The organism is Micromonospora sp. NPDC048907, assembly GCF_055586885.1.
Genome location: NZ_JBVJHI010000009.1, coordinates 146,776 through 170,953 on the forward strand (window position 1 = coordinate 146,776; position 24,178 = coordinate 170,953).

A 24,178-nucleotide genomic window follows, 5' to 3' on the forward strand; every position below is an offset into this window, starting at 1 on the left:
CTCACCGGGCCCGGCGGGCCAGGTGCTCCTCCACGGCGGGCAGCAGCCAGGTGTCGACGTGCCCCAGTCGCGCACCCGCCTCCGCCTGCCGATCCCGCAGATAGCGTGCCGCCAGCTCCACGAGGTAGAGCACGGCGACCAGGTCGGCGTCCCGGCCGTCGGCGTCGAACGGCGCCAGGCTCCGGCCCGCGCCGGCGATCAGCGCCCGCGCGGCCTCGGTCGGCTCCACCCCGTCGTTGCCGATCGCGGTCTGCACCGCCCGGTGCAACTCGTCGTAGCCGACCGGCACGTCCGCCTCGAACCGCTCCCAGTCCCACACCAGCACCCGGCCGTCGGCCAGCACCGCGCTGTTGCCGCCGTTCCAGTCGCCGTGCCAGGCGCCGAACGCCACCGTCGGGTCCAGGTCCGCGACCGTCTTCAACACCGCGCGCAGCCGGCCGGCCTCCGGGCGTGCGCCGAGCGCGTCCACCGCGTCGGCCAGCCGGGTCGCGTGGTCGCTCGCGGCCCAGGACCGCCGGCGTACGCCCAGACAGCCGGCCACCGCCACCATGGCCGCCCGCTCGGCCGCCTCGGCGGCGGCGGGGGTGGCCCGGGGCAGCCGCACCGGCAGCGCCTCCTGCACCAGCAGCGCGTGCCCGTGCCAGTCGCCGTGGTGGCGTACCCCGGCCACGGTCACCGGGCCGAGCGGCAGGCCGGCCAGGCGGGCCAGCGCGGCGGCCTCCGCGTCGACCAGGGCGCGGGTCAGCGGGTCGACGCCGAGCTTCGCGTACCCGAGGGCCCGGCCGTCCGGTGCGAGCAGTTGCAGCACCGGCTTGCGGTTCGCCCGGGCCGGCCCGATGTGCAGGCTGACCAGCGCCCGCTCGCCGAGCACCTCGGCCAGGTGGGCGTCCAGCCCGCCGCCGGTCACCACCAGCCGGTCGCGGAACACCAGCGGCCCCAGCCCGAGCCGGAACGCGGTGGCCAGGCCCTGCCGGACCAGCTTGGCCTTGCGGCCGACCGCCTCGGTGGAGTGCCGGACGGCGCCCGCCGCGGCGCGGCCGGAGCCGGTGGGCACCAGCAGCCGGGGGCGGGACGCCGAGGGCACCACCACCCAGCCGGCACCGCCCCTGCGCAGGGCGGGTTCGGCCGGCTCGGGCCAGATCAGCCCGGCCAGCTCACCGAGGTAGGCGGAGCGGCCGTCGCCGTCCGGGGGTACGCGGAACACCATCAGTGGTCACCGGCAGCTTCCAGTCGGGCCCGTAGCCCGGCCACGGTGCCCCCGGGCGGCGCCGGCGCGAGTGCCCGGCGGAGCCGGTCGTTGCGGGCGAGCAGGGCGACCGAGATCAGGCCGTAGGCGAGGGTGGCTTCCAGCGCGCCGTAGGTGAACTGGAAGAAGAGCATGAGGATGAGCACGAGACTGCCGGCGATCCCGATCGCGCTGTGGTCGCGCCGGTAACGCCAGAGGCAGTAGAGGAAGAAGCCGTTGTAGGCGATCGCGCCCACGTAGCCCTGGCCGACCAGCAGCGCCCAGAGCTGGCCGTTGCTGCCCAGCTCCCGGTTGCCGCACTGCTTGCAGTCGTCGGACTTGCCGATCGCGATCGACCGGTTGCTGCCGATCAGCGCCCGGTTGCCGCCGTACCCGAGGATCGGTGAGTGGTTCGCCGCGGTGACCGCGCCCTCGGAGAGGGTGGTGCGGATGTCGTCGCTGTGCCCGTTCTGGAGTCGCTCGTCGAAGGTGCGGCCCAGCGGCGTGGCGACGATCAGCACCCCGATCAGACCGACCGCCAGGGCGAGCCCGCCGAGGACCACCATCCGGCCGCGCAGGGCGAGCCGGATCGCCACGTAGACCGCGGAGATGCCGAGGCCGATCCAGAGGCCGCGGTTGAGCGAGTAGATGATCGGGAAGATCGCGGCCAGCGCGATGGCGACGCCGGCCACCCGGCGCAGCGGCTTGCCCAGCACCACCCAGCCGACGATCAGCCAGATGAGCAGGATCGCCGTGTTCTCGCCCCACGAGTTCGTGTAGGTGAACGGCGCGGACGGCCGCGGCGAGCTGGCCTCGCCTTCGATCACCTGCTGGACCTGGGCGAACTTCACGTCCATGAGCGAGGCGACGAAGGGCTGGCTGGCGATCGAGTGCGGCAGGATGAACCGCAGCGGTGCGATGAAGCCGAGGGTCGGGAAGAGCGAGCCGAGCCAGCCGCCGATCACCACGACCACGCCCATGAACCCGAAGAGCCGGACGACCCGGCGCCGGGACAGCTCCCGCTCGCCCAGGTTGTAGACGTAGAGCATGACCACGGTCATGCCGACGAAGTTGGCCAGCCGGATGGCCCAGCCGATGTACCGGCCACCGCCGCCCGGCGGCAGCGTGTTCGGCGCGGTGAGGCCGAGCATCGCGGCGGAGAGGACCAGCCAGAGCAGCAGGAGCAGCCAGATCCCGAAGCCGGGCGGCACCCGCACCGGGCCCCGGCGGACCATCTGCACCAGCATCGGCACCGCGAAGATGACGAAGACGAAGCTGGACACCCCGAGCGCCCACCACAGCGGGTAGAGCAGGAAGAGCGCGATCAGCGGCCACGCCGTGGGCAACCGCAGCGACCAGCCCTTCGGCCGCACCGCGGCCGGCCTGAGCCGGGTCCCGGCGGGCGGCGGCACCGCCGCGTCGACCGGGACCGACCCGCGCGCCGGGCGGGGCGGGGTGACGGTGCTCATTTCACGGTGACCTTGGCGGTGGTCGGCGCGTAGATCACCCAGGCGTTGCCCGGCTGCGGGTGCAGGAGGTCGCCGCCGGTGTCGGCGAGGGTGCAGACCATCCCCAGGCCCGGCTTGCGCCACCGGCCCTTGGCGCTGGACGGCCCGGAGACCGCGACCACCGCGCCCTCACCGAAGACGTTCGCCGACGGGAGCGAACGCGGCGACGGGTTCCGCACGTCGAGCGTCCGGTATTCCATCGTCAGCACGAGCACCGACGCGGCGGTCACCGTGGCGGTGCCCACCTTGCTCACCCAGAGCGACTTCTGCTGGTCGTACCGCCAGACCATGGGCGGGCCGCCGGAGACGGCGACCGACAGTTCGGTGGCCGGGACGAGGTCCCGCGCGGCCAGGGCGGCGCCGTCGGCGGCGTGGTCGAGGGGCGGCGTGGGCGGCTGGCCGCCCTTCGGCGCGGCCTTGAGCAGCTTGGCCGTCGAGGTGTAGCCGTCGTCGATGGCGTCGCCGTCGTCCGGCGTGACCCCGGCCAGCCCGGACTTCTCGAACTGGGTGAGGAAGCCGGTGGGGCCGCCGGCGTAGCCGACGAACGGTCGCAGCACGGCGACCGACCGGATGTCGACCGGGCGGATCTCGGCGACCGGGCCGATCTTGGTGGCGTCACGGGAGTGGAACACCGCGGTCAGGTGCAGCGAGTCGGACTCGGCGAACTCGGCGTAGACCAGGTCGGCCGCGTCCAGCCCGGCCGGGGTGGTCGAGGGGCTGACCCGCAGCGGCACGGCGACCGCCTGGCGGCCGGCCAGCGGCGCGGCGCTCACCGGCGCGCCGGTCAGCGGGCCGGCGGGCAGGCTCGGGGTCGGGCTCGACCCGGGCGTCGCCGCGGCGCTGCCCGGATCGACCACGTCGACGCTGCCCGCCTCGGGCTGGGGCTCGCTGCAGGCCGTGCCGAAGCCGACCACGAGGGCCGGGGCGAGGGCGGCGCGAAGCAACTGCCGGCGGTTCACCCCAGGTCCTCGCCGGAGTCGAGCGCGTAGCTGCGGCCGTCGCCGTCACCCCGGGAGCGGTAGGTGCCGCCGCTGCCGTTGACCGGCAGCGGCTTGTTCGGCATCGGCGGCTTGACCGACGCCTTGCCCGGCGCGGACGGCTTCGCCGGCCCGGCCGCGGAGCCCGAACCGGACGGCTGCATCCGGGGTAGCACCATCGTCGACTCGGCGGACGGGCCGGGGCTCGGCCGGGGCTTGGGCCGGTTGACCGGGGTCGCCGGGCGGGCGGCGCCGGGTGCCGGGGCGGGCAGGCGCGGGGCCAGCACGGCGCCGATCACCGGGGCGTTGACCTGCTCGAACTGCTGGAGCGCGGCAGTGATCTCGCCGCTGCGGGTCCGCCCGCTCTCGGCCACCACGATCACCGCGTCGACGTGCCGGCCCAGCGCCTGGGCCTCCACGGCGAGGGTCGGCTGGGCGGTCTCGATGATCACGTGGTCGAAGCGCGCCGACAGCTCCCGCAGGATCTCCAGCAGGCCGGAGACCGGCAGCTCGACCTCGGCGTCCAGGTCACCCGGGACGAGCACCCGGAGCTGGCCGAGACCGGGCAGCGGGGCCAGCGCCTTGAGCGCCGGCACGTCCCGGCGGAGCACCGCGGCCAGGCTGTGCCGCCCCTCGGCCACCCCGGTGATGGCGCTCAGCGCCGAGTCCGGCTTGGTGGTGATCAGCGCGACCTGCTGGCCGGTGCGGGCGTACGCGGCGGCCAGGTTGGCGGCGACGAACCCGGCGGCGGAGCCGGCCGAGCCGTCGCAGAGCAGCAGCTGGCGCCCTCGACCGGCCTGCGCCGGCTCGGGCACCGCGGAGAGCAGCACGTTGCGCAGCCGGCCCAGCTCGCGGGAGATCTTGTGGGTGGCCGGCAGCACCGCCAGCGACGGGGTGCGGGTGGGCAGCTCCAGCAGCAGCGGCAGGCCGACCCGGTCGGAGATGTCGCGCCCCCGGCGGATCCGCGTGTCGAGCCGGTCCAGCACCAGCGCCAGCACGATGCCGAGCAGCAGGCCGGCGCCCATGCCGCTGGCCAGGTTCAGGGTGCGGTTGGGGGAGCTGGGGCTCTCCGGAAGCCGGGCGTCCGAGATGATCTCGCCCGGGTCGCTGTCCGCGGACAGCAGTGGGCTGAGCCGGTTGTTCAGCGAGGTCAGCTGGTTGGTCAGCACGTTCCGGTCGGCCTCGGCGCGCTCCCGCTCGGGGCTGTTGGCCGGTGCCGCGGCGATCCGGCCGGCGACCGAGCTGAGCTGCTTGTTCACGTCGGCGATCTGCTGCTTGAGCGCGGTGGTCTCGTTCTCCAGCGCCTTCTGCGCGGTGGCCTTGCGCAGGTCGAGGTAGGCCTGCGCGAAGGCGTGCGAGCCGGCCTGCGCCTGGGCGGGGCTGTCGGCCTCGTAGGCCACCTGGAGGATCTGGCTGTTCGGCGGGACGGTGACCGTCACCGACTTCACCAGCTGGTCGGCCCCGGTGCCGACCTTCATGAGGCCCTTGGCCCGCTCGGCCACCACCAGCGAACGCACCACCTGGGCCTCGGTGTCGAGGTTCACCTTGGCGTTGGGGTTGCTCTCCGCGCCGGCGCTGAGCGGGCGGACGAGCAGCGACGTGCCCGACGTGTAGCGCGCGTGCTGGAGCTGGCTCACCGCCAGGCCGCCGGCCAGGCCGAGGACCGCCGCGAGGAGCAGGATCCACCAGCGGCGGCGCAGCCAGCCCAGGTAGGCCATCAGGGCAAGACCGTCGGAGTCGCTCTCGGCCAAATGGGGTGAGGGCATCAGAGTCTGTCGCTCCCTTTCGACCGAGCCGGGCAGTCCACGGCGCAGACTGGACCTGACCGTGGCCTTGAGTGTCCCCGATCCGAACGATGAGGGAAAGTCTGCTCACGTTCCGGTAAGCCTGCCCACGTGTAGGCAGCCCGCGTAGATATGGCCGATCGGCGCTGGCCATTCGGCGGGTTTCCCGGTGTCGGGCCCGACCTGCCCCCGGGGCCGGCGTCGCCGTCGGTCCGCGTTCGGAGCGGTGACGGAATCCTGACACACATCGGCCGGCGCGGTTGGCCCGGCCCGCCATGGCGATGGAACCCGTGCTGACCTCGGTCCTCGCAGGCTCCGCCGGATCCCGTGCACGGGAATCCCCGGGTGACCCGACCGGCCGGAGGGGATCCGTCCAACGGCCCCTTCAGTTGTCCACCCCGCGCCAGTAGGTTGTCATGGCGCGTCCGTGGGTCATTCACGAAAATCCGGACGTGGTCGCGGCGTAACGGGGAGGAACATTCTGGTGAGCGGGTCAATCGACGACTCGGGGCAGGTCCTGCTGGTCGGCTCCAGTGGCGGACATCTCGCCCAGCTCCTGGCGCTGGAGCCGTGGTACCGGGAGCGGCGTCGGGCGTGGGTCACGTTCGACACCCCGGACGCCCGCTCGCTGCTCGACGGTGAGGACGTGGTCTGGGCCCACCACCCCACCACCCGGAACGTCCGGAACCTGGTCCGCAACGCCTTCCTCGCGCTGAAGGTGATCCGCCGCCGCCGCGTCGACGCCGTGGTGACCACCGGCGCCGGGGTGGCCCTGCCGTTCGTGGTCGCGGCCCGGCTGCGCCGGATCCCGACGGTCTACATCGAGGTCTACGACCGCATCGACAGCGCGACGCTGACCGCCCGGCTCTGCCGCCCCTTCCTCTCCGCGATGCTCGTGCAGTGGGAGGAGCAGCGCCGCATGTACCCGGAGGCGACCGTCGTGGGGAACCTCCTGTGAGCGCGAGGAGTGAGCCGGTTTTGCGAGCCCCGCAGTCGCGAAACGAAGGTGACGCTGTGAGCGCGCACGTTCCCCGGCAGCGTGACGGGCGCCCCGCGCCGTACGTACTGGTCGTCGTCGGCACCGACGTGCACCGGTTCGACCGGCTGGTCGGCTGGCTGGAGCGGTGGCACGCCGCGCGGCCGGGTGTCCGGCTCGTCCTCCAGTACGGCCACAGCCGCCCGCCGGCGCTGCCCGAGGCCACCCCGTTCCTCGGCCACGAGGAGCTTCAGCGGGCCATGGCCGAGGCCACGCTGGTGGTGAGCCACGGCGGTCCGGCCACCATCACCGAGGCCCGGCGGACCGGCCACCTGCCGATCGTGGTCCCCCGCGACCCGACCCACGACGAGCACGTCGACAACCACCAGCAGCTGTTCTCGCGGCGGCTCGGCACGGCGGGCATGGTCCGTCTCTGCGAGTCCGAGGCCGAGCTGGTCGCCGCCCTCGACGAGGGCCTGGCCGACCCGGCCCGGTTCGTCCTGGCCGCGGACCCGGGCCGGCCCGATCCGCGGGCCGAAGCGGTGGCCCGGGTCGGCGCGGTGATCGACGGCCTGGTGGCCGGCCGGGTGAGCCAGCGCGCCGGCGGGCGGCGCCGGTGAGCGCCCCGGAGCCGGCCGAGCCCCGCGTCCTCTTCGTCGGCGGCCTCGGCCGCAGCGGCTCGACCCTGCTGGAACTGCTGCTGGCGCAGAGTGCCGACGTCTGCGCGGTCGGTGAGGTGGTGCACCTCTGGGAACGCGCGCTCGGCGCCGACGAGCGGTGCGGCTGCGGCGAACGCTTCACCGCCTGCCCGTTCTGGCAGCGGGTGGGTGAGCACGCGTTCGGCGGCTGGTCCGCCGTCGACCGGGACGACGTGCTGGCGCTCAAGGACCGGGTCGACCGGACCCGGCACATCCCCCGGCTGGCGAAGAACTCGCTCTCCGCCGAGCAGCTCGCCGACGTCCGCCGCTACGCCGACCTCTACACCCGCATCTACCGGGCCGCCCTCGCGGCGACCGGCGCCCGGGTGGTGGTCGACTCCAGCAAGCACGCCTCGCTCGCCTTCGCGCTGCGGTGGGCCGAGGGGCTCGACCTGCGGGTGCTGCACCTGGTCCGGGACAGCCGGGCGGTCGCGTACTCCTGGGGCAAGCAGGTGCGCCGGCCGGAGGTGGTCGACGGCGAGGACTTCATGCCGACCTTCTCGCCGTTCGAGGTGAGCAAGCTGTGGACCGCGCAGAACGCCGCGTTCCACCTGCTCGCCGCCCGGGCTCAGGTGCTCCGGCTGCGCTACGAGGACTTCACGGCCGACCCGGCGGGCACGGTCCGGCGGCTGCGCGAGTTCGCCGGCCTGCCGGACGACCCCGAGGCGCTGCGCATCCTCACCTCCGACGGCTCCAGCTCGGCGCGTCTGACGCCGCGCCCCGACCTGGAGCCGTCGCCTCCCGCCGCCCCGTTCCGCGCGCACAGCGTCGCCGGCAATCCCCTGCGGTTCAGCGGCGGGCCGTTGACCGTGCGGCGGGACGAGGCGTGGCGGAGCCGCCTGCCGCGCCGCAGCCGGGCCGTGGTCAGCCTGGCCACGCTCCCCTTCCGAGTCCGCTACGGCTACCTGGGCCAGCGGGGTTCCGACGAGTCCGTGGAGAAAGCATGAGTGGGCCGAGCATCTCGGTCGTCGTACCGACGCGGGACCGTCCGGAGCTGCTGCGCGCGGCACTCGACGCGATCCTCAGCCAGGCGCACCCCGGCCTGATCGAGGCCGTGGTGGTCTACGACCAGTCCGAGCCGGACCGGTCGCTGGAGCTGGACCGGGGCGACCGGCGGGTCCGGGTCATCACCAACACCCGCAGCCCGGGGCTTGCCGGGGCGCGCAACACCGGCATCGAGGCGGCCACCGGCGACCTCGTCGCGTTCTGCGACGACGACGACGAGTGGCTGCCCGGCAAGCTCGCCGCCCAGCTCGGCGCGCTCGACGTGCACCCGGACGGCGCCCTGGTGAGCTGCGGCATCCGGGTCAGCTACGACGACCGCACGGTGGACCGCTCGCTGGACCGCTCCCGGGTGTCGCTGGAGGCGCTGCTGCGCGACCGGCTCACCGAGCTGCACCCGTCCACGTTCCTGATCCGCCGGGCCGCCCTGCTCGACGCGATCGGGCTGGTCGACGAGCAGATCCCGGGCAGCTACGCGGAGGACTACGAGTTCCTGCTCCGGGCCGCCCGGTACGCCCCGCTGGTCAATGTGGAGAGCCCGTACGTGCTGGTCCGCTGGCACAAGCGGTCGTACTTCGCGCAGCGCTGGGAGACCATCTCCACCGCGTTGCAGTGGCTGCTGCGCCGCTATCCGGAGTTCGCCACGGTGCCGCACGGCGAGGCGCGGGTGGCCGGTCAGATCGCCTTCGCCCAGGCCGCCATGGGCAACCGGCGGGACGCCGTGCGCTGGGCCCGGCGCACGCTGGCGCGCAACCCGCGGGAGCCGCGCGCCTACCTGGCGCTGGCGGTGGCGAGCCGGGCCGTGCAGGCCGACCGGGTGCTGCGCACCCTGCACAAGCGCGGCCGGGGCATCTGAGCCGTACGTGCGACGGGCGGGCGACCAGCCGGTCGCCCGCCCGTTTCGTGTGCCGGGTCAGGCCACGCAGAAGGACTTCCACGCCTGGATGCTCGGCTGGTCGAGCAGCCGGAAGTCGCCCTGGCTGACCACCTGGTTGTAGTACGCGACGAACTCCGGCCGCTGGCCGTTGAGGAAGCCGGTCATCGAGCGGATCCAGTTGGCGCGCCCGCTGCCCGAGTCGCCCGGCACCAGGTCACTGCCGGTCTCCGCGACGCCCCACGGCTTGCCCAGCGCCTTGGACTTGCTGATCATCTCGCCGTAGATCTCCTGCGGCGGGGCGTACCGCTTCCACTTGGCGCCCCAGTTGTAGCAGTCCCAACCGAGCGTCTCGATCACGTCGCCGCCCGGGTAGAAGGCGTCGAAGCTGCGCCCGGACTTCGGGTCGAGCGTCCAGCACATCAGGATCAGCGTGTTGATCAGCTTGGGGTTGCCGGCCCGGTTCGCCAGCCCGGCGACCCGCTTCCACGCCGTCCGGTACGCCGCCGTGGTGAACGCGCCGCGCTCGACGTCGTCCTCGGGCTCGTGGAAGTAGGACCAGTACACGTTGTGCTCGCGCGGGATCGAGGCGAACCAGGAGGCGAGCCGGGAGTCGTACTTGCCGGAGTTGATGTCCTGCGGCGAGGCCTTGAAGGAGACGACCACCGTGCGGTCCACCACGTCGGCCCGGCTGCCGTTCCAGGCCGGCGGCAGCCCGGGGTAGAAGACGCGGGCCATCCGCAGCTTGCCGAAGGTCCGGTCGGAGCGGCTGAGCGCCTGGCCGAAGCTCTCTCCGTTCTGCACGCCGATGGACGCGCCGGGGAGAGTCAGCCGGGTGCCGGCGAAGCCGGGAGTGGTGCCGGCGGAGGTCGACGGCGACGCGGCCGGCTTGCCGCCGAGGCCCTGCTCCGCGCTGGGGGTGGCGGCGCCGGGCGTGGCCGCGCCGCTCGGGCCGGCCGACTGCGCCGGCCCGCCGGTGCGCGGCGCCTCGCCGGCCTGCCGGGTCGGATCGGGCCGGAGGGTCGCGATGGCGGCGCCACCGCCCGCGACGGCGAGCACGAGGGCCGCGGCGACGGCGATCCGCCACCGGCGCCGGGATCCCCCGGGCGGCGTGGGGGTCGGCGCGACCGGCGGGAGCGGCGGCTGGTCGGCGCCACCGGGCCAGGCCGCGGGACGCGGCTCGGCCGGGACGACCTCGGGCGGCGGCCCGGGCAGGGTGGCGGTGGCGGCCGGCGCGCCCTCGGCCCAGCCGGCCTCCGGCCCGGCGGGCGGCCCCCAGTCACCGGGCCCGCCGTGCCCGGCCCGGTCGGTGTGCCCGCCGTGTGGCGCCCAGTCCTGCTCTCCGCCGTGCGGCGGCCAGTCCTGCCCGTTGCCGTGTGGCGGCCAGTCGTACTCCCCGCCGTGCGACGGCAGGTCGACGCCCGCGGCCCGGGCCGCCGGGTCGGCGTCGGGCTGCCCGGCCTGCCGGGCCGGCCAGGCGTAACCCCGGTCGGCGCCGGCCCACCGGGGCTCGGGGCCGGCGGGACCGGGCCCGGCCTCCGGCCAGGGGAGGCCGGATCGGGCCTCGGCCGGTGGCACCGGCGGCGCGGCGTCGGGCCAGGGCAGGACGGGCGCGCCCTGCTGGCGCGGGACGTCCTGCCCCGGCCAGAGGCCGGTGGGCTGTCCGAAGGCGTTGTGCTGGTCTCGCTCGGCCGGCATGACCCTCCCTGGCTGGCGGTGGCCCGTCTCTCGGGGCTCAGGTCGGACGTGCATTCCGACCGAACGATATCCTCCGGTCACCTGGGCCGTGCGTACCGCAACACTCAGCCGAACGCCCCACCCGGGGTGTCGGTGACGGTCGAAGCGGGCATCTCGACCCCGGTGCGGGCGATCGCGGCGAGCAGCCGGTCGGCCAGCTCGGGGCGGCAGACCAGCAGGTCGGGCAGGCGGGGGTCGGCCCGGTTGTAGCGCAGCGGCGACCCGTCGATCCGGGACGCGTGCATCCCGGCGCCCAGGGCCACCGCCACCGGGGCGGCGCTGTCCCATTCGTACTGGCCGCCCGCGTGGACGTACGCGTCGACCTCGCCGGTCACGACGGCGCACACCTTGACCCCGGCGGAGCCCATGGGAACGGCCTGCGCGCCGAGCATCTCGACCAGCTCGCCGACAAAGGCCGGCGGTCGGCTGCGGCTCACCGCGATCCGGATCGGGCCGTCGGCCGGCTTCGGGGTCGGGCAGGTCGTGCCGAGGATGAGCTGGTCACCGTCCACGGTGGTGCGGGCCGGCATGCCCACGGCACCGGCGACCAGGGCGCCGTCCGGCGCGGCCGAGCGCTGCCAGAGCGCCACGTGCACCGCCCAGTCGTCCCGCCCGGCCTCGGAGAACTCCCGGGTGCCGTCCAGCGGGTCGATGATCCAGACCCGGTCGGCGTCGTGCCGGGGGGCCCGCTCGCCGTCCGCCCAGGCCCGGCGCGAGTCGGCCTCCTCCTCGGAGAGCACCGCGTCGGCGGGCCGCCAGCGGGCCAGCGCGGCGGTCATCAGCTCGTGCGACGCGCGGTCGCCGGCGTCCTTGAGCGCCTTCGGGTCTGCGAAGCCCTGCCGGTCCCGCAGCCCGGTGAGCGCCTCGCCCGCCCGCCCGGCGAGCCACTGCGCGAACTGCTGGTCGTCGAGCCGTCCGGCGTCGTCCTCGGTCACGAGCCTCACCACCTGTCTCCCCGGGCCTGCCGCGACCCGCAATCCTTCGGCGGCCGGTGGTCCCGGCGCCAGCTTCCGGTCGGATGGTAGACAGCCGTGAACTCGTTTCGAATCCGCGTCGCCCCTGGTGGACGGAGCGGCCGCCCGCATGTTGAACTTCGCGTGTATGACGGTCGGACCCGCCGGGCCAGGCCCTAGGCTCGTGCGCATGACCGCCGAGCAGCTGATCTCCTTCGCCCGTGGGGCTCCCTCGCTGGACATCGTCGATGTCGAGGGGCTCAAGGCCGCCGCCGTCCGCGCCTTCGACGCCGACCCCGCCGGGATCACGGCGTACGGCACCTCCGTCGGCTACCCGCCCCTGCGGAAGTGGATCGCGGAGAAGCACGGCGTCGAGGCCGACCAGGTGCTGATCACCAACGGGTCGCTCCAGGCCGACGCGTTCCTCTTCGACCACCTGGTCCGCCGGGGTGACGCGGTGGTGGTCGAGCGCCCGACGTACGACCGGACGCTGCTCAACCTCCAGCAGATGGGCAGCGAGATCCACGGCGTGACGATCCAGCCGGACGGCCTGGACACCGCCGAGCTGCGCAAGCTGCTGGAGTCGGGGGTCCGGCCGCGGCTGGCCCACGTCATCCCGAACTACCAGAACCCGGCCGGCGTGACGCTTTCCCTGGAGAAGCGCCGCGAGCTGCTGGACCTCGCCGCCGAGTACGACTTCACGATCTTCGAGGACGACCCGTACGCGGACATCCGGTTCCGGGGGGAGCCGCTGCCCTCGATGTTGTCGATGGACACCCGGGGCGTGGTGGTGCACGCGTCCAGCTTCACGAAGACGGTCTGCCCGGGCGTTCGGGTCGGCTACCTGGTCGGCCCGCCCGACGTGATCGCGAAGATCGCCAAGCGGGCCACCAACCTCTACATCTCGCCGGGCATGGTGTCCGAGGCGATCGTGCACCAGTTCTGCGTCTCCGGCGAGATCGACCGGTCGATCCACACGGTGCGGACGGCGCTGGGTGAGCGCGCCGAGGTGCTGGCCGACTCGCTGCGCCGGCACATCCCGGAGGCCCGGTTCGTGGAGCCGGACGGTGGCTACTTCCTCTGGATCGAGCTGCCCGAGGACGTGGAGGTCGACCGGCTCGCCCCGGCGGCGGCGGAGCGCGGGGTCGCGGTGGTCAAGGGCAGCGACTTCATGATCGACGGCGGCCGGCACGCGCTGCGGCTGGCGTTCTCGGCGGTGACGGCCGACCGGATCGACGAGGGTGTCCGGCGGCTGGCGGAGGCGATGGCGTCCGTCCGAGGCTAGCTTTCTGTCGGGTTCCCGACAGAAAGGCGATACCGACCGGTCCGGCTCTCCCGCTGGGCCGGTCGGGGACCCACAATGCTGCGAGCGCCGCTCACCTTCTCGGTGACCGGTCCGCCGACCGGGCGGCCACGGGCCGCCCCGTCCGGGCCGCCGGCGCGCACAGCACTACCCCCGCCCCCAAATGGGTGCCGGGTGGGCCGTGTCGCCCCTCACCCCCCTGACGCGGCCGGCCCGCCCGGCGCCGTCACCGCTCCCGCCCGGGGTGACGCGGGTCGCAGTCCGGCCGGCCGCCCCGTGCTCGCCCGCGCTGCGCCCCGTCCCGACCGGCGTAACCTGCAAGCCGCAGCTTCGTGGAGAGGGGGCGAGATGACGGACCGGGTGGCACGCGACCGCGGCGCCGCGCAGAACGGCGACCGGGCACCCCGACCACGGGCCTGGGCGGCGCCGGTACGCGCCATGTCCCGCATCCTCAACGCCGACGGCTCTCCGCGTACGACCGAGCCGGCCGGCTCCGGCCGGAGCGGGATCGTCGACTGCGGCCTGTACGTCGACGGCGAGCGCCGGCCCGGCGAGTGGACCTACGCCGACGCCCTGACCGCCGCCCGCCGGGAACGGAACGGCTTCGTCTGGCTCGGCCTGCACGAGCCGGAGCTGGAGGAGATGAGCGCGATCGCGGCCACCTTCGGCCTGCACGAGCTGGCCGTCGAGGACGCGGTCAAGGCCCAGCAGCGCCCGAAGCTGGAGCGCTTCGGCGACGTGGCCTTCCTGGTGCTGCGCACCGCCCGCTACTGCGAGCACACCGAGCTGACCGAGAACTCCGAGGTGGTGGAGACCGGCCAGGTGATGCTCTTCATCGGGCCGAACTTCCTGATCAGCGTCCGGCACGGGGACGCCTGCCGGCTGTCGCCGGTCCGGGCCGACCTGGAGGCGAAGCGGGACCTGCTGCTGCACGGCCCGTGGGCCGTCGCGTACGCGGTCACCGACCGGGTGGTGGACCTCTACCTGGAGGTGGCCGACCGGCTGGAGGACGACCTCGACGTGCTGGAGGCGGACGTCTTCGACCGCCAGGGCAGCGGGCGGATCCAGCGGATCTACCAGATGAAGCGGGAGCTGGTGGAGTTCAAGCGGGCCGTGGTGCCGTTGCAGCGGCCGCTGCTCACCCTCACCTCGCAGGTCAACCGGGAGGTGCCGCAGGAGGTGCGGCGCTACTTCCGGGACGTGCAGGACCACCTGAGCCGCACCGTCGAGCAGGTGAACTCCTACGACGACCTGCTCAACTCGATCCTCCAGGCGCGGCTGGCCCAGGTCACCGTCGACCAGAACAACGACATGCGCAAGATCGCTGCGTGGGCCGCCATCGGCGCGGTGTGGACCGCCATCGCCGGCATCTACGGCATGAACTTCCAGAACATGCCGGAGCTGGGCTGGACCTACGGCTACCCGGGGGTGTGGGCGCTGATGCTGATCTCGTCGTTCACGCTCTACCGGCTGTTCCGCCGCAACGGCTGGTTGTGACCGGCCGACGGAAGCGCCGGCCGCGCGGGGTCATCCCCGCACGCCGGCGCTTTCCGTGACCGTCGGGTCAGCGACGACCGCTGGACTTGGCGGTGCTCCGGCCGTTCTGGGTGGCCTTGGTGACGTCGTCCGCCGGGCGGCCGGACACGTCCCTGGCGCCCTCGGCGACCGAGGGGACCTTGTCGTTCGGCTGGATCACCGGCTGGCTGCTCGACGTGGCGGTCGAGGCGCTGCCGCTGCCGGCAACGGCCGAGCTGCCGGCGCCCGTCGGCCCGGCCTGGGTGACCTTCGCGGTCGCGTCGGGGGTCTCCACCACGATCGTGTCCACGTCCTCCCGCATCGGCTCCAGCTTGCCCGTCGGGTCGTACTCGGCCCATTCCTGCTGCTCGCGGCGGCGGCGCATGGCCATCGCGCCGGCCAGGCCGGCGACCGTGCCGGCGACCAGCAGGCCGGTCGTCATGCCGCGCGACCTCTTCTGCTTCTTCTTCGCGGCCTTCATGTTCTTCGCCTTCACCTTCTTGCTCATCGCGGCCTGCTTGGCGGCGGCGGCCTTCCGGCCGGTCAGGGCCTTGCCGGCGGCCTCGGCCTGCGCGTTCCGCATCGCCATGAGCAGCGGCGCGAGCGCGGCGGCAGTCGACGCCACGCCGCTCGACGCCCGGTCCCGGACGACGATCGCGGTGGGCGCGACCGCGCCCCGGGCCGCCTGGACGCGCGGGCCGACCGTGGCGCCGGCACCCTTCGCCGCGTGCGCGGCGGCCTGCCTCAGGTGACCGATGCCCTGGTTCAGCTCGGCCTTCGCGAGCTGCCCCCGGGTCTTGCGCCGCCCGATTCCAAACACGGTCCCACCTCCTGGGAGTTGTTCCTTCGTCATCCTCCACCTTCGGATGCCTCCGCATGGCCAGATCGGGCACATGGGAGGATCCGCATGGAACTGACCAACGAGTGAGGAGTACCCGTGGCCGAGGCTGTCTACGCCACCTTGCACACCAACGCTGGCCCGATCCGGTTGGAGCTCTTCCCGAACCACGCGCCGAAGACCGTCCGCAACTTCGTCGAGCTGGCCGAGGGCACCCGGGAGTACATCGACCCGCGCACCGGCCAGCCGGGCAGCGGGCCGTACTACGACGGCACCATCTCGCACCGGGTGATCAGCGGCTTCATGATCCAGATGGGTGACCCGACCGGCACCGGTCGCGGTGGCCCGGGCTACAAGTTCGCCGACGAGTTCCACCCGGAGCTGCGCTTCGACCGGCCGTACCTGCTGGCGATGGCGAACGCCGGGCCGGGCACCAACGGCTCGCAGTTCTTCATCACCGTGGGCCCGACCCCGCACCTGAACAACCGGCACACCATCTTCGGTCAGGTCGCGGACGAGCAGTCGGCGAAGGTCGTGGACTCGATCGCCAACACCCCGACCGGCCCGAGCGACCGGCCGCTCCAGGACGTGGTCATCGAGCGCGTGGAGATCGAGCGCAAGCCGGCGTGAGCGTGACGCGGGTACCTTTGCTCGCATGACTGAGCGCTCCGGGCAGGCAGGTGACGCCACAGGCGGGCCGGCGCCGATCACTCCGGTCTGCTACCGGCACCCGGATCGGGAGACGTACGTCCGGTGCACCCGCTGTGACCGGCCGATCTGCCCGGAGTGCATGCGGGACGCCTCCGTCGGCCACCAGTGCCCGGAGTGCGTCAGCGAGGGACGCCGCACCGTGCGGCCGGCGCGTACCGCCTTCGGGGGCGGTGCCGCCGGCCGCCAGGGCTACGTCACGAAGACCCTGATCGCGCTGAACGTGCTGGTGATGGTGCTGTCCATCGCCTCCGCCCGGGGCGGGCTCGGCGCTCTCGGTGGCTCCGGCCTCGGCGGTCTGTTCGGCAGCTCGACGCCGCTGACCGACTGGGGCGCGGTGCTGGGCTACGCCCCGTACACCGCCTTCGGCGAGCCCCACGGCGTCGCCGCCGGCGAGTGGTACCGGCTGGTCACCGCGATGTTCCTGCACTACGGCCTGCCGCACCTGCTGCTCAACATGTGGGCGCTCTGGGTGCTGGGCCGGACTCTGGAGGCGGTGCTCGGGCCGGTGCGCTTCCTGGCGCTCTACCTGATCGCCGGGCTCGGCGGAAACGTCGCCGTCTACCTGTTCAGCGCTCCCAACCAACCCGCCGTCGGTGCGTCGACGGCCATCTTCGGCCTGTTCGCCGCGATCTTCGTGATCCTGCGCCGGCTGGGCCGGGACACCTCCGCCATCGTGCCGATCCTGGTGATCAACCTGATCTTCACGTTCACCGTGCCGGGCATCTCGGTGGCCGGACACCTCGGCGGGCTGGTGGTCGGGGCGCTGATGGCGCTCGTCCTGGCGTACGCCCCGCGGATGCGGCGGACCGCCTTCCAGGCGGCCGGCGGGGCGATCCTGCTGGTGGCGCTGCTCGGGCTGGTCCTCGTCCGCACCGCCGCGCTGACCGGCTGACCGGTCTCAGCGGCCGGCCGCGCGGGCGGCCTCCAGGGCGGCGGCGACCTCCTCGGGCGGCGCGTCCAGGTCGTAGCGGCCGAACAGGTGCAGCGACTCGCCCGCGTCGATTTCCAGTGTCTCGGCGGTGAGCCCGCGCCGGGTGCGCCGTTCCACCCGGATCGCCTCCACGGCCGCCCACGGCAGCCGCCGGCGGCCGGCGTAGCCGTGGATCACCGTGATCCCCTCCGGGTCGGCGGCCAGCCGGACCGGGGCGACCAGGTCGCGCAGCGCCCAGCCGAGCAGCGCGGCGGCGGCCAGCCCGGCGAGCACCAGCTGGACCCGGTCCTCGGCGGCGAAGAGCAGGCCCAGCGCGACCAGGACGAGCGCGCCGAGCGCCTTGACCGCCGGCAGCACCGGCGACACCCGCCACTGCGGCGCCGGGGACGACTGTGGAGTCACCGCCCCAGCATGCCAGCCGGGTGGCCCCGGGAACGGGGGAGGGCGACCGCCCGGCTCAGCACGTAGGATCGGGGCAAGCCAGGTTACCGGGGAGTAGACATGAGTGACGCGGTCATCGTCGGAGCGGTCCGGACCCCGGTCGGGCGGCGCAAGGGCAGCCTTGCCGGCGTCCACCCGGTCGACCTCTCGGCGCACGTGCTGCGCGCCCTCGCCGAGCGGACCGGCATCGACCCGGAGCAGGTCGACGACGTGGTCTGGGGCTGCGTGTCGCAGGTCGGCGAGCAGTCGTGGAACGTCGCCCGCAACGCCGTCCTCGCCGCCGGCTGGCCCGAGTCGGTCCCCGGCACCACCGTCGACCGGCAGTGCGGGTCGAGCCAGCAGGCGCTGCACTTCGCCGCCGCCACCGTCCTCTCCGGCCAGGCCGATCTGGTGGTCGCCGGCGGCGTCGAGTCGATGACCCGGGTGCCCATGGGTTCCAGCGTGGCCGGCGGGATGCCGTTCAGCGCCGCGATCCTGGAGCGCTACCGCGGCGTCGAGGGCGTCGCCCAGGACAGCCCGCTCCCGTTCAACCAGGGCGTCGGGGCCGAGCTGATCGCCCAGCGGTGGCGCTTCTCCCGCACCCAGCTCGACGAGTTCGCCCTCGCCAGCCACGAGAAGGCGGCCGCCGCGCAGGACGCCGGCGCGTTCGACCCGGAGCTGGCCCCGGTGGCGCTGGCCGACGGCGGCAAGTTCACCGCCGACGAGGGCATCCGGCGGGACACGTCGCTCGCCAAGCTGGGCGAGCTGCCCACCCCGTTCAAGGCCGACGGCGTGGTCACCGCCGGGTCCGCGTCGCAGATCTCCGACGGGGCGGCGGCGCTCGCGGTCACCACGAGCGAGTGGGCCAGCCGGCACGGCCTGCGCCCGCTGGCCCGGGTGCACACCGCCGTGGTCGCCGCCGACGACCCGGTCACCATGCTCACCGCACCGATCCCGGCCACCGCGAAGGCGCTGCGCCGCGCGGGGCTGGGCATCGAGGAGATCGGGGTGTACGAGGTGAACGAGGCGTTCGCCCCGGTTCCGCTGGCCTGGCTGGCGGAGACCGAGGCGGACCCGGAGGGGCTGAACCCGCGCGGCGGGGCGATCGCGCTCGGTCACCCGCTCGGCGGGTCCGGCGCCCGGATCATGACCACCATGCTCCAGCACATGCGGGACAACGGGATCCGCTACGGCCTGCAGACCATGTGCGAGGGCGGCGGCATGGCCAACGCCACGATCGTCGAGCTGCTTTGAATTCGCTGGCCGCCGCCGCGGGCAGCGCCTAGCGTCCCGACCGTGACGACACCCGACTGGTCCGGTCCGTCCTGGCAGGACGCCGCGCTGGCCTGGGTCGGTGACGCGCTGGGCCGGCACGGCCGGCGGGTGACCGGGCCCGTCGAGCCCCGGGTCCGCCCCTGGTCGCTGGTCTGGCGGGTGCCCACCGGTGCCGGCCCGGTCTGGTTCAAGGCCAACAACCCGGGCACCCGCTACGAGGCGGCGCTCCTGGCCGAGCTGGCCCGGCTCGCCCCGGGCACCGTGCTCGACCCGCTCGCCGTGGACACCGCGCGCGGCTGGTCGCTGCTGCCCGACGGCGGTCCGAGCCTGCGCGACGTGCTCGCCGGGGACCTGAGCCGCTGGGAACGGGTGCTGCCCGCGTACGCGGCGTTGCAGATCGCGGTCGCGCCGCGGGTCGACCGGCTGCTGGCCGCGGGCGTGCCCGACCACCGGCCGGAGCTGATGCCGGAACTCCTCGACGGGCTCCTCGACGACTCCGACGCCCTGCTGCTCGGCCAGCCGGACGGGCTGACCCTGGAGCTGCACGCGCGGCTGCGCGCGTACCGGCCGGAGTTCGCCGCGACCTGCCGCCGCCTGGCGGAGTTCGGCGTCCCGGCCAGCGTGCAGCACGACGACCTGCACGACGGCAACGTCTTCGCCACCGACGACGGCTACCGCTTCTTCGACTGGGGGGACGCCTCGGTGGCCCACCCCTTCGGCACCCTGCTCGTGACGCTCAACTCGGTGGCGCACGGCACCGGTCTGACGCCTGGCGATCCGGTGCTGGGCCGGTTGCGGGACGCCTACCTGGAGGCGTGGACCGACCGGTACGACCGGGCCGCCCTGCGGGAGGCCGCCGGCCTGGCCATGACGGTCGCCACGGTGAGCCGCTCGCTGTCCTGGCGGCGCGCCCTGGCCACCCCCGACCCGGCCCGGGCCGAGTACGCCGCCGCCGTGCCCGGCTGGCTCGGCGAGCTCTTCGGCCGCAGCCCGGTCTGACCAGGCGATCCCAATGCGGCGGGCACGCTGCCGGCCGGCGGCCCGCCGACCGTCGCACATCGGGTGCGATTTGCACGGGTGGAACTTCCAGAAATCGGGAGTGACCCATATCACCCCTGCTCACATGCTCGTTGCATCTTGCATGGACGTGTTCTCGCGAACGTTCCTTCCGGCCGCCGCCGAGACCGGTCTGGCGACCCAGACCGTCAGCCGACACATGCCGGTCTTCCGCCGGTGCGTCGGCTCCGGCGACGCCACCATCCTGGTCACCCGGTGCAGCCGCCCGGACCACCCGATCGGCGGCGACTACCTCATGCTGCTCACCCACCGCCGCCTGGTGGTCACCCGGCAGACCCGGGTGCTGCACCGGCTGCGCCTGCACCTCAACACCGAGCTGCGCGAACTGAGCAACGTCACCTGGAGCCCCGACCCCCGGTCGCACAGCCTGGAGCTGGCGGCCACCGCGATCGACGGGGTCCGGGAGCGGTTCCTCATCCGGACCCACCACCCGAAGCAGGTGTGGCAGCTCGACGCCCTGCTCAACCACGCCTTCCGGACCCGGCTCCGGACGCCCGCGGAGCGGCTGGTCGCCACCATCGGCGAACCGCCGGCGGCCGCCCGCCCGGCCGTGTTCCGCCCCGCGCCGGTCCGCTGACCGGCTCCTTACCGAATCCGAACACTCTCCTGACCTTCCGGGCGGCCCCCGGTCGGTAATCATGGGCCGGTGACCGCCGACGCCGCGCCGCGCGGGCTCGTCCTCGTGGTGGAGGACGAGCCGGCCATCGCCGACCTGGTCCGGCTCTACCTGAGCCGGGACGGGTTCGGCGTACACCTGGAACGCGACGGGGCGGCCGGGCTGGCCGCCGCGCGGCGGCTGCGCCCGGTGGCCTGCGTGCTCGACATCGCGCTGCCCGGCCTGGCCGGCACCGAGGTGTGCCGGCGGCTGCGCGAGGCCGGCGACTGGACGCCTGTCATCTTCCTCACCGCCCGCGACGACGAGGTGGACCGGATCGTCGGCCTGGAGCTGGGCGCCGACGACTACGTGACCAAGCCGTTCAGCCCGCGCGAGCTGGTCGCCCGGGTCCGGGCCGTGCTGCGCCGCACCGCCGGCGCGCCCGCCACGGCCGAGCAGCCCCGGGTGGTCGGCGCGGTCACCCTCGACCCCGCCCGCCGCACGGTCACCGCCGCCGGCGCCCCGGTGCAGCTCACCTCCACCGAGTTCGACCTCCTCGCGCACCTGATGGCCCGGCCGGGCCGGGTCTTCACCCGGGAGGAACTGCTGGCCGGCGTCTGGGGGTACGCGGCACACGCCGGCACCCGGACCGTCGACGTGCACGTGGCGCAGGTGCGGGCCAAGCTCGGCCCGGCCAGCGTGATCCGCACCCACCGCGGCGTCGGGTACGCGGCCGATGCCTGAACAGCCCACCGTCGCGCTGCCGGTCATCGGGTCCGGCCCGCCGGCCCCGCCCCGGCGGCGGTTCGCGCACACCCTGACCGCCCGCGCCGTGCTGGTCACCTGCGCGGTGGCGCTGGTGTCGGTGCTGGTCACCGCGCTGGTCGCGGTGCCCCTGGCGGTGCGCGGGGCGGAGCGGCGCGACCAGGAGGCGCTGGCCGCCCAGGCCCGGCTCGCCGCCGAGGTGCTCCGGGTCCGCGCGGCGCGCCAGCGGGACAACGCCGGGGACCGGCTCATCCGCCAGCTCCGCCAGCAGCAGATCGAGGTCTACCTGATCCGGGCCGGCCAGGCCGACCACGCCGGCCTGCCCCCGCCCGTGGTGAACCGGCTGGCCGCCGGCCGGGACGTCTCCGGCCGGCGGATCGTCGCCGGCGAACGGGCCCTGGTCGAGGGGCGGGCGCTGCCCGGCGGGGACGGCGTCGTGCTGGCCCGGCCGACCCGGAACGGGCCGTGGCGGCAGGTGCTGCTCAGCCTCTGGTTGCCGATGCTCGCCGGCCTCGGCGCCGGGGTGGCCGCCGGCCTGCTGCTGGCCCGCCGGCTGGCCCGGCCGATCCGGACCGCGGCCACCGCCGCCGCGCGGCTGCGCGCCGGGGACCGGGCGGTCCGGGTGCCTGTCGAACCGCCCGACGAGGTGGCCGACCTGGCGTACGCGCTGAACGGGCTGGCTGCCGCGCTGGCCACCAGCGAGGGGCGGCAGCGCGAGTTCCTGCTCTCGGTCTCGCACGAGCTGCGCACCCCGCTCACCGCCATCCGCGGCTACGCCGAGGCGCTGGCCGACGGGGTGATCGACGCCGACGGGGTGCCGGCCACCGGCCGGACCGTCCTCGCCGAGGCCGAGCACCTGGACCGGCTGGTCAGTGACCTGCTGGCGCTGGCCCGGCTGGAGGCCGCCGACTTCCCGCTGGAACCCGGGCCGGTCGACCTGACCCGGCTCGCCGCCGACGCGGCGCGCACCTGGTCCGACCGGTGCGCGGCCGTCGGTGTGCCGTTCCGGGTGGAGGCGCCGGACGGGCCGGTGCCCGCGTACACCGATCCGGGGCGGATCCGGCAGGTGGTGGACGGGTTGTTGGAGAACGCGCTGCGGGTCGTACCCCCGGGGGCGCCCGTGGTGCTCGCGGTCCGGGCGGCCGGCGCGGACCCCGCGGCGGGCGGCCTCGTCGAGGTCCGGGACGGCGGACCCGGGTTCACCGACGACGACCTCGCGGTCGCGTTCGAGCGCGGGGCACTGCACCAGCGGTACCGGGGGGTGCGCAAGGTCGGCAGCGGCCTGGGGTTGGCCCTCGCCGCCGGCCTGGTCCGGCGGCTCGGCGGCGACATCACGGCCGGGCACGCCCCGGAGGGCGGCGCGGCCTTCGCCGTCCGGCTGCCCGGCGATCCTTACCTGACCCGAACATCGGCCTGACGATCCGCTCGCGCTCACGGGGGAGGCTGGCGGCACCACGGACGAGAGGAACACTGATGGCACGTCAGGGAATCGTCACCGGCGTCACCGCGCTGCTCGCCGCGGCCGCGCTCGGGCTCGCCGGATGCGGCCCGGCGCAGGTCGCGCAGGACTCGGCCAGGGAGACCGCCGTCGAGGTGGCCGCCGCCCTGGGCGCGGACGGCCAGGCGCTGGCCGCGCTCGGTGTCGACGCCGGTGAGCTGGACCTCGACCCGGTCGCCGCCCCGGCGCCCTCGGCCTCCGGCGCGCCCGGTGAGAAGGCCGGTCCGCAGGACAAGCGGGAGCGGGCGCAGGAGTGGCGCAAGCGGCACCGCGCCCGGGTGCTGCTGCGGAAGAACACCCTGCACGGCGAGGTCGTGGTGCAGACCAAGGACGGCGGGACGAAGTCCGTCGCCGTGCAGCGCGGCCAGGTGACCGCGATCGACGCGAAGTCGATGACCGTGAAGTCGACCGACGGCTTCTCGATGACCTGGACCTTCGACGAGAAGCTCCGCGTGGTCGAGCGGCGCACCACCGTGCAGTCCAGCGACATCACGGTCGGCTCGACGGTCGGCGTGGCCGGCGCGAAGGACGGCGACAACGGGGTGGCCCGGCTGATCGTGGTTCCGGTCAAGCAGAAGTAACGCGGAAACACCGGGGGCCGGCGCGACCGCGCCGGCCCCCGGCCGGTGCGGATGGGCACTTCTCCGGCCTATCGGACGGGCGGCGCCGGGATGTCGCCCAGACCGGGGGCAGGCTGTGGTGACCTCGGCGACCAGCCGGGTTAGGCTAGGCCCCGACCTGCCGCCGCCACCGTGGAGAACCCGTGAAGCTCTCGATCCTCATGCCGGTCTACAACGAGGAAGAACGCATCGCGGATGCCCTCAAGCAGGCACTGGCGGTGGACTACCCGTGCGAGATCGAACTCGTCGTCGTGGACGACGGCAGCCGCGACGGCACCGGCGAGGTGCTCGGCCGGGTGGACGACGCCCGGCTGCGGGTGATCACCCACCAGCGCAACGCCGGCAAGGGCGCCGCGATCAAGACCGCCGTCGACAACGCCGAGGGTGAGTACATGGTCATCCTCGACGCCGACCTCGAGTACGACCCGCAGGACATCCCGCGGCTCCTCGAGCCGGTGCTCGACGGCCGGGCCACCGTGGTCTACGGCAACAGGACCTTCGGGAGCCACAGCTCCTACAGCTTCTGGTACGTGATGGGCAACAAGGGCGTGACGCTCGCCGCCAATGTGCTCTACAACTCGTACATCGGCGACCTGGAGACCTGCTTCAAGCTGATGCCGCTGGAGCTCTACCGCTCGCTCCAGGTCCGCTCGCGCGGCTTCGGCATGGAGGCCGAGGTCACCGGCAAGCTGCTCCGCCAGCGCATCCGCCCCTACGAGGTCCCGATCAGCTACCGCGCCCGGGGCCGCGAGGAGGGCAAGAAGATCACCTGGAAGGACGGCGTCGAGGCGATCTGGATCCTGGCCCGCGAGCGCGCCCGCCGCCGCCCGGTCGGCCCCGCCGCCCGCTGACGCCCCCGCACGACACGGACCCCGCACCCCGGCCCAGTCCGGTGT

The 24,178-nt window shown here is 74.4% G+C and carries 23 protein-coding genes; 15 read left to right on the forward strand and 8 right to left on the reverse strand.

Annotated features, from left to right (window positions below):
- Position 1: 1 nt before the first annotated feature.
- Genes ACZ6PY_RS27045 through ACZ6PY_RS27060 form a run of 4 tightly spaced genes read right to left on the reverse strand, consistent with a single transcriptional unit; the run spans position 2 to position 5,476 of the window.
- Positions 2–1,207 (reverse strand): hypothetical protein, encoded by a 1,206-nt coding sequence (locus ACZ6PY_RS27045; protein ID WP_466076907.1) that lies wholly within the window; start codon positions 1,205–1,207, stop codon positions 2–4.
- Positions 1,207–2,694: an O-antigen ligase family protein gene (locus tag ACZ6PY_RS27050; protein WP_466076910.1), complete on the reverse strand. Its 1,488-nt coding sequence runs from the start codon at positions 2,692–2,694 to the stop codon at positions 1,207–1,209. The genes ACZ6PY_RS27045 and ACZ6PY_RS27050 overlap by 1 nt, the downstream gene beginning before the upstream one ends.
- Entirely contained in the window at positions 2,691–3,692 is a 1,002-nt protein-coding gene (locus ACZ6PY_RS27055; RefSeq protein WP_466076913.1) for a DUF3048 domain-containing protein, read from the reverse strand. The genes ACZ6PY_RS27050 and ACZ6PY_RS27055 overlap by 4 nt, the downstream gene beginning before the upstream one ends.
- The gene (locus tag ACZ6PY_RS27060; RefSeq protein WP_466076917.1) at positions 3,689–5,476 is read right to left on the reverse strand and encodes a Wzz/FepE/Etk N-terminal domain-containing protein; all 1,788 of its coding nucleotides are present in this window, start codon (positions 5,474–5,476) and stop codon (positions 3,689–3,691) included. The genes ACZ6PY_RS27055 and ACZ6PY_RS27060 overlap by 4 nt, the downstream gene beginning before the upstream one ends.
- A gap of 499 nt (positions 5,477–5,975) precedes the next feature.
- Between ACZ6PY_RS27060 and ACZ6PY_RS27065 the strand changes: the two genes are divergently transcribed.
- Genes ACZ6PY_RS27065 through ACZ6PY_RS27080 form a run of 4 tightly spaced genes read left to right on the forward strand, consistent with a single transcriptional unit; the run spans position 5,976 to position 9,026 of the window.
- On the forward strand, positions 5,976–6,452 hold the full coding sequence (locus ACZ6PY_RS27065; RefSeq protein ID WP_091265599.1) for a glycosyltransferase family protein: 477 nt from the start codon (positions 5,976–5,978) through the stop codon (positions 6,450–6,452).
- Positions 6,453–6,508: 56 nt separating this feature from the next.
- Complete coding sequence (locus tag ACZ6PY_RS27070) at positions 6,509–7,090, forward strand: glycosyltransferase (protein ID WP_466076921.1); 582 nt, start codon at positions 6,509–6,511, stop codon at positions 7,088–7,090.
- The gene (locus ACZ6PY_RS27075) at positions 7,087–8,115 is read left to right on the forward strand and encodes a sulfotransferase family protein (protein ID WP_466076924.1); all 1,029 of its coding nucleotides are present in this window, start codon (positions 7,087–7,089) and stop codon (positions 8,113–8,115) included. Before ACZ6PY_RS27070 ends, ACZ6PY_RS27075 begins: the two co-directional genes overlap by 4 nt.
- The gene (locus tag ACZ6PY_RS27080; RefSeq protein WP_355636656.1) at positions 8,112–9,026 is read left to right on the forward strand and encodes a glycosyltransferase family 2 protein; all 915 of its coding nucleotides are present in this window, start codon (positions 8,112–8,114) and stop codon (positions 9,024–9,026) included. Before ACZ6PY_RS27075 ends, ACZ6PY_RS27080 begins: the two co-directional genes overlap by 4 nt.
- A gap of 57 nt (positions 9,027–9,083) precedes the next feature.
- Here the strand turns inward: ACZ6PY_RS27080 and ACZ6PY_RS27085 are convergent, their stop codons facing one another.
- Together ACZ6PY_RS27085 and ACZ6PY_RS27090 are read right to left on the reverse strand one after the other, a co-directional pair.
- A complete protein-coding gene (locus tag ACZ6PY_RS27085) occupies positions 9,084–10,742 on the reverse strand; it encodes a glycoside hydrolase family 26 protein (RefSeq protein ID WP_466076927.1) in 1,659 nt (552 codons plus the stop codon).
- A 104-nt stretch (positions 10,743–10,846) separates the two neighbouring features.
- Positions 10,847–11,725: a 3'(2'),5'-bisphosphate nucleotidase CysQ gene (locus tag ACZ6PY_RS27090; protein ID WP_466076930.1), complete on the reverse strand. Its 879-nt coding sequence runs from the start codon at positions 11,723–11,725 to the stop codon at positions 10,847–10,849.
- A 199-nt stretch (positions 11,726–11,924) separates the two neighbouring features.
- Here ACZ6PY_RS27090 and ACZ6PY_RS27095 point away from each other — a divergent pair, with 199 nt between their 5' ends.
- The gene (locus ACZ6PY_RS27095; protein ID WP_466076933.1) at positions 11,925–13,019 is read left to right on the forward strand and encodes an aminotransferase-like domain-containing protein; all 1,095 of its coding nucleotides are present in this window, start codon (positions 11,925–11,927) and stop codon (positions 13,017–13,019) included.
- A 366-nt stretch (positions 13,020–13,385) separates the two neighbouring features.
- On the forward strand, positions 13,386–14,534 hold the full coding sequence (gene corA, locus ACZ6PY_RS27100; protein WP_466076935.1) for a magnesium/cobalt transporter CorA: 1,149 nt from the start codon (positions 13,386–13,388) through the stop codon (positions 14,532–14,534).
- Positions 14,535–14,601: 67 nt separating this feature from the next.
- Here the strand turns inward: corA and ACZ6PY_RS27105 are convergent, their stop codons facing one another.
- Positions 14,602–15,405, reverse strand: a complete 804-nt coding sequence (locus ACZ6PY_RS27105; protein WP_466076938.1) for a hypothetical protein — start codon at positions 15,403–15,405, stop codon at positions 14,602–14,604.
- Between the two features lie 84 nt (positions 15,406–15,489).
- Between ACZ6PY_RS27105 and ACZ6PY_RS27110 the strand changes: the two genes are divergently transcribed.
- Positions 15,490–16,020: a peptidylprolyl isomerase gene (locus tag ACZ6PY_RS27110; protein WP_091316574.1), complete on the forward strand. Its 531-nt coding sequence runs from the start codon at positions 15,490–15,492 to the stop codon at positions 16,018–16,020.
- Between the two features lie 25 nt (positions 16,021–16,045).
- Positions 16,046–16,993: a rhomboid family intramembrane serine protease gene (locus tag ACZ6PY_RS27115; RefSeq protein WP_466076941.1), complete on the forward strand. Its 948-nt coding sequence runs from the start codon at positions 16,046–16,048 to the stop codon at positions 16,991–16,993.
- A gap of 6 nt (positions 16,994–16,999) precedes the next feature.
- Here ACZ6PY_RS27115 and ACZ6PY_RS27120 read toward each other — a convergent pair whose 3' ends face one another.
- Positions 17,000–17,434: a PH domain-containing protein gene (locus tag ACZ6PY_RS27120; RefSeq protein WP_466076943.1), complete on the reverse strand. Its 435-nt coding sequence runs from the start codon at positions 17,432–17,434 to the stop codon at positions 17,000–17,002.
- A 99-nt stretch (positions 17,435–17,533) separates the two neighbouring features.
- On the opposite strand from ACZ6PY_RS27120, the gene ACZ6PY_RS27125 reads away from it, so the two are divergent.
- From ACZ6PY_RS27125 to ACZ6PY_RS27155, 7 genes are all read left to right on the forward strand, one after another.
- Positions 17,534–18,706, forward strand: coding sequence for a thiolase family protein (locus tag ACZ6PY_RS27125; protein WP_466076946.1), 1,173 nt, complete (start codon positions 17,534–17,536; stop codon positions 18,704–18,706).
- 42 nt (positions 18,707–18,748) lie between these two features.
- Entirely contained in the window at positions 18,749–19,726 is a 978-nt protein-coding gene (locus ACZ6PY_RS27130; protein WP_466076949.1) for a phosphotransferase, read from the forward strand.
- Positions 19,727–19,868: 142 nt separating this feature from the next.
- Complete coding sequence (locus tag ACZ6PY_RS27135) at positions 19,869–20,381, forward strand: hypothetical protein (protein ID WP_466076951.1); 513 nt, start codon at positions 19,869–19,871, stop codon at positions 20,379–20,381.
- 69 nt (positions 20,382–20,450) lie between these two features.
- Complete coding sequence (locus ACZ6PY_RS27140) at positions 20,451–21,143, forward strand: response regulator (protein ID WP_466076954.1); 693 nt, start codon at positions 20,451–20,453, stop codon at positions 21,141–21,143.
- Entirely contained in the window at positions 21,136–22,581 is a 1,446-nt protein-coding gene (locus ACZ6PY_RS27145) for a sensor histidine kinase (RefSeq protein WP_466076958.1), read from the forward strand. The genes ACZ6PY_RS27140 and ACZ6PY_RS27145 overlap by 8 nt, the downstream gene beginning before the upstream one ends.
- A 56-nt stretch (positions 22,582–22,637) precedes the next feature.
- Positions 22,638–23,243, forward strand: coding sequence for a hypothetical protein (locus ACZ6PY_RS27150; RefSeq protein ID WP_466076961.1), 606 nt, complete (start codon positions 22,638–22,640; stop codon positions 23,241–23,243).
- 182 nt (positions 23,244–23,425) lie between these two features.
- Positions 23,426–24,133, forward strand: coding sequence for a glycosyltransferase family 2 protein (locus ACZ6PY_RS27155; RefSeq protein WP_091316602.1), 708 nt, complete (start codon positions 23,426–23,428; stop codon positions 24,131–24,133).
- Positions 24,134–24,178 lie beyond the last annotated feature (45 nt).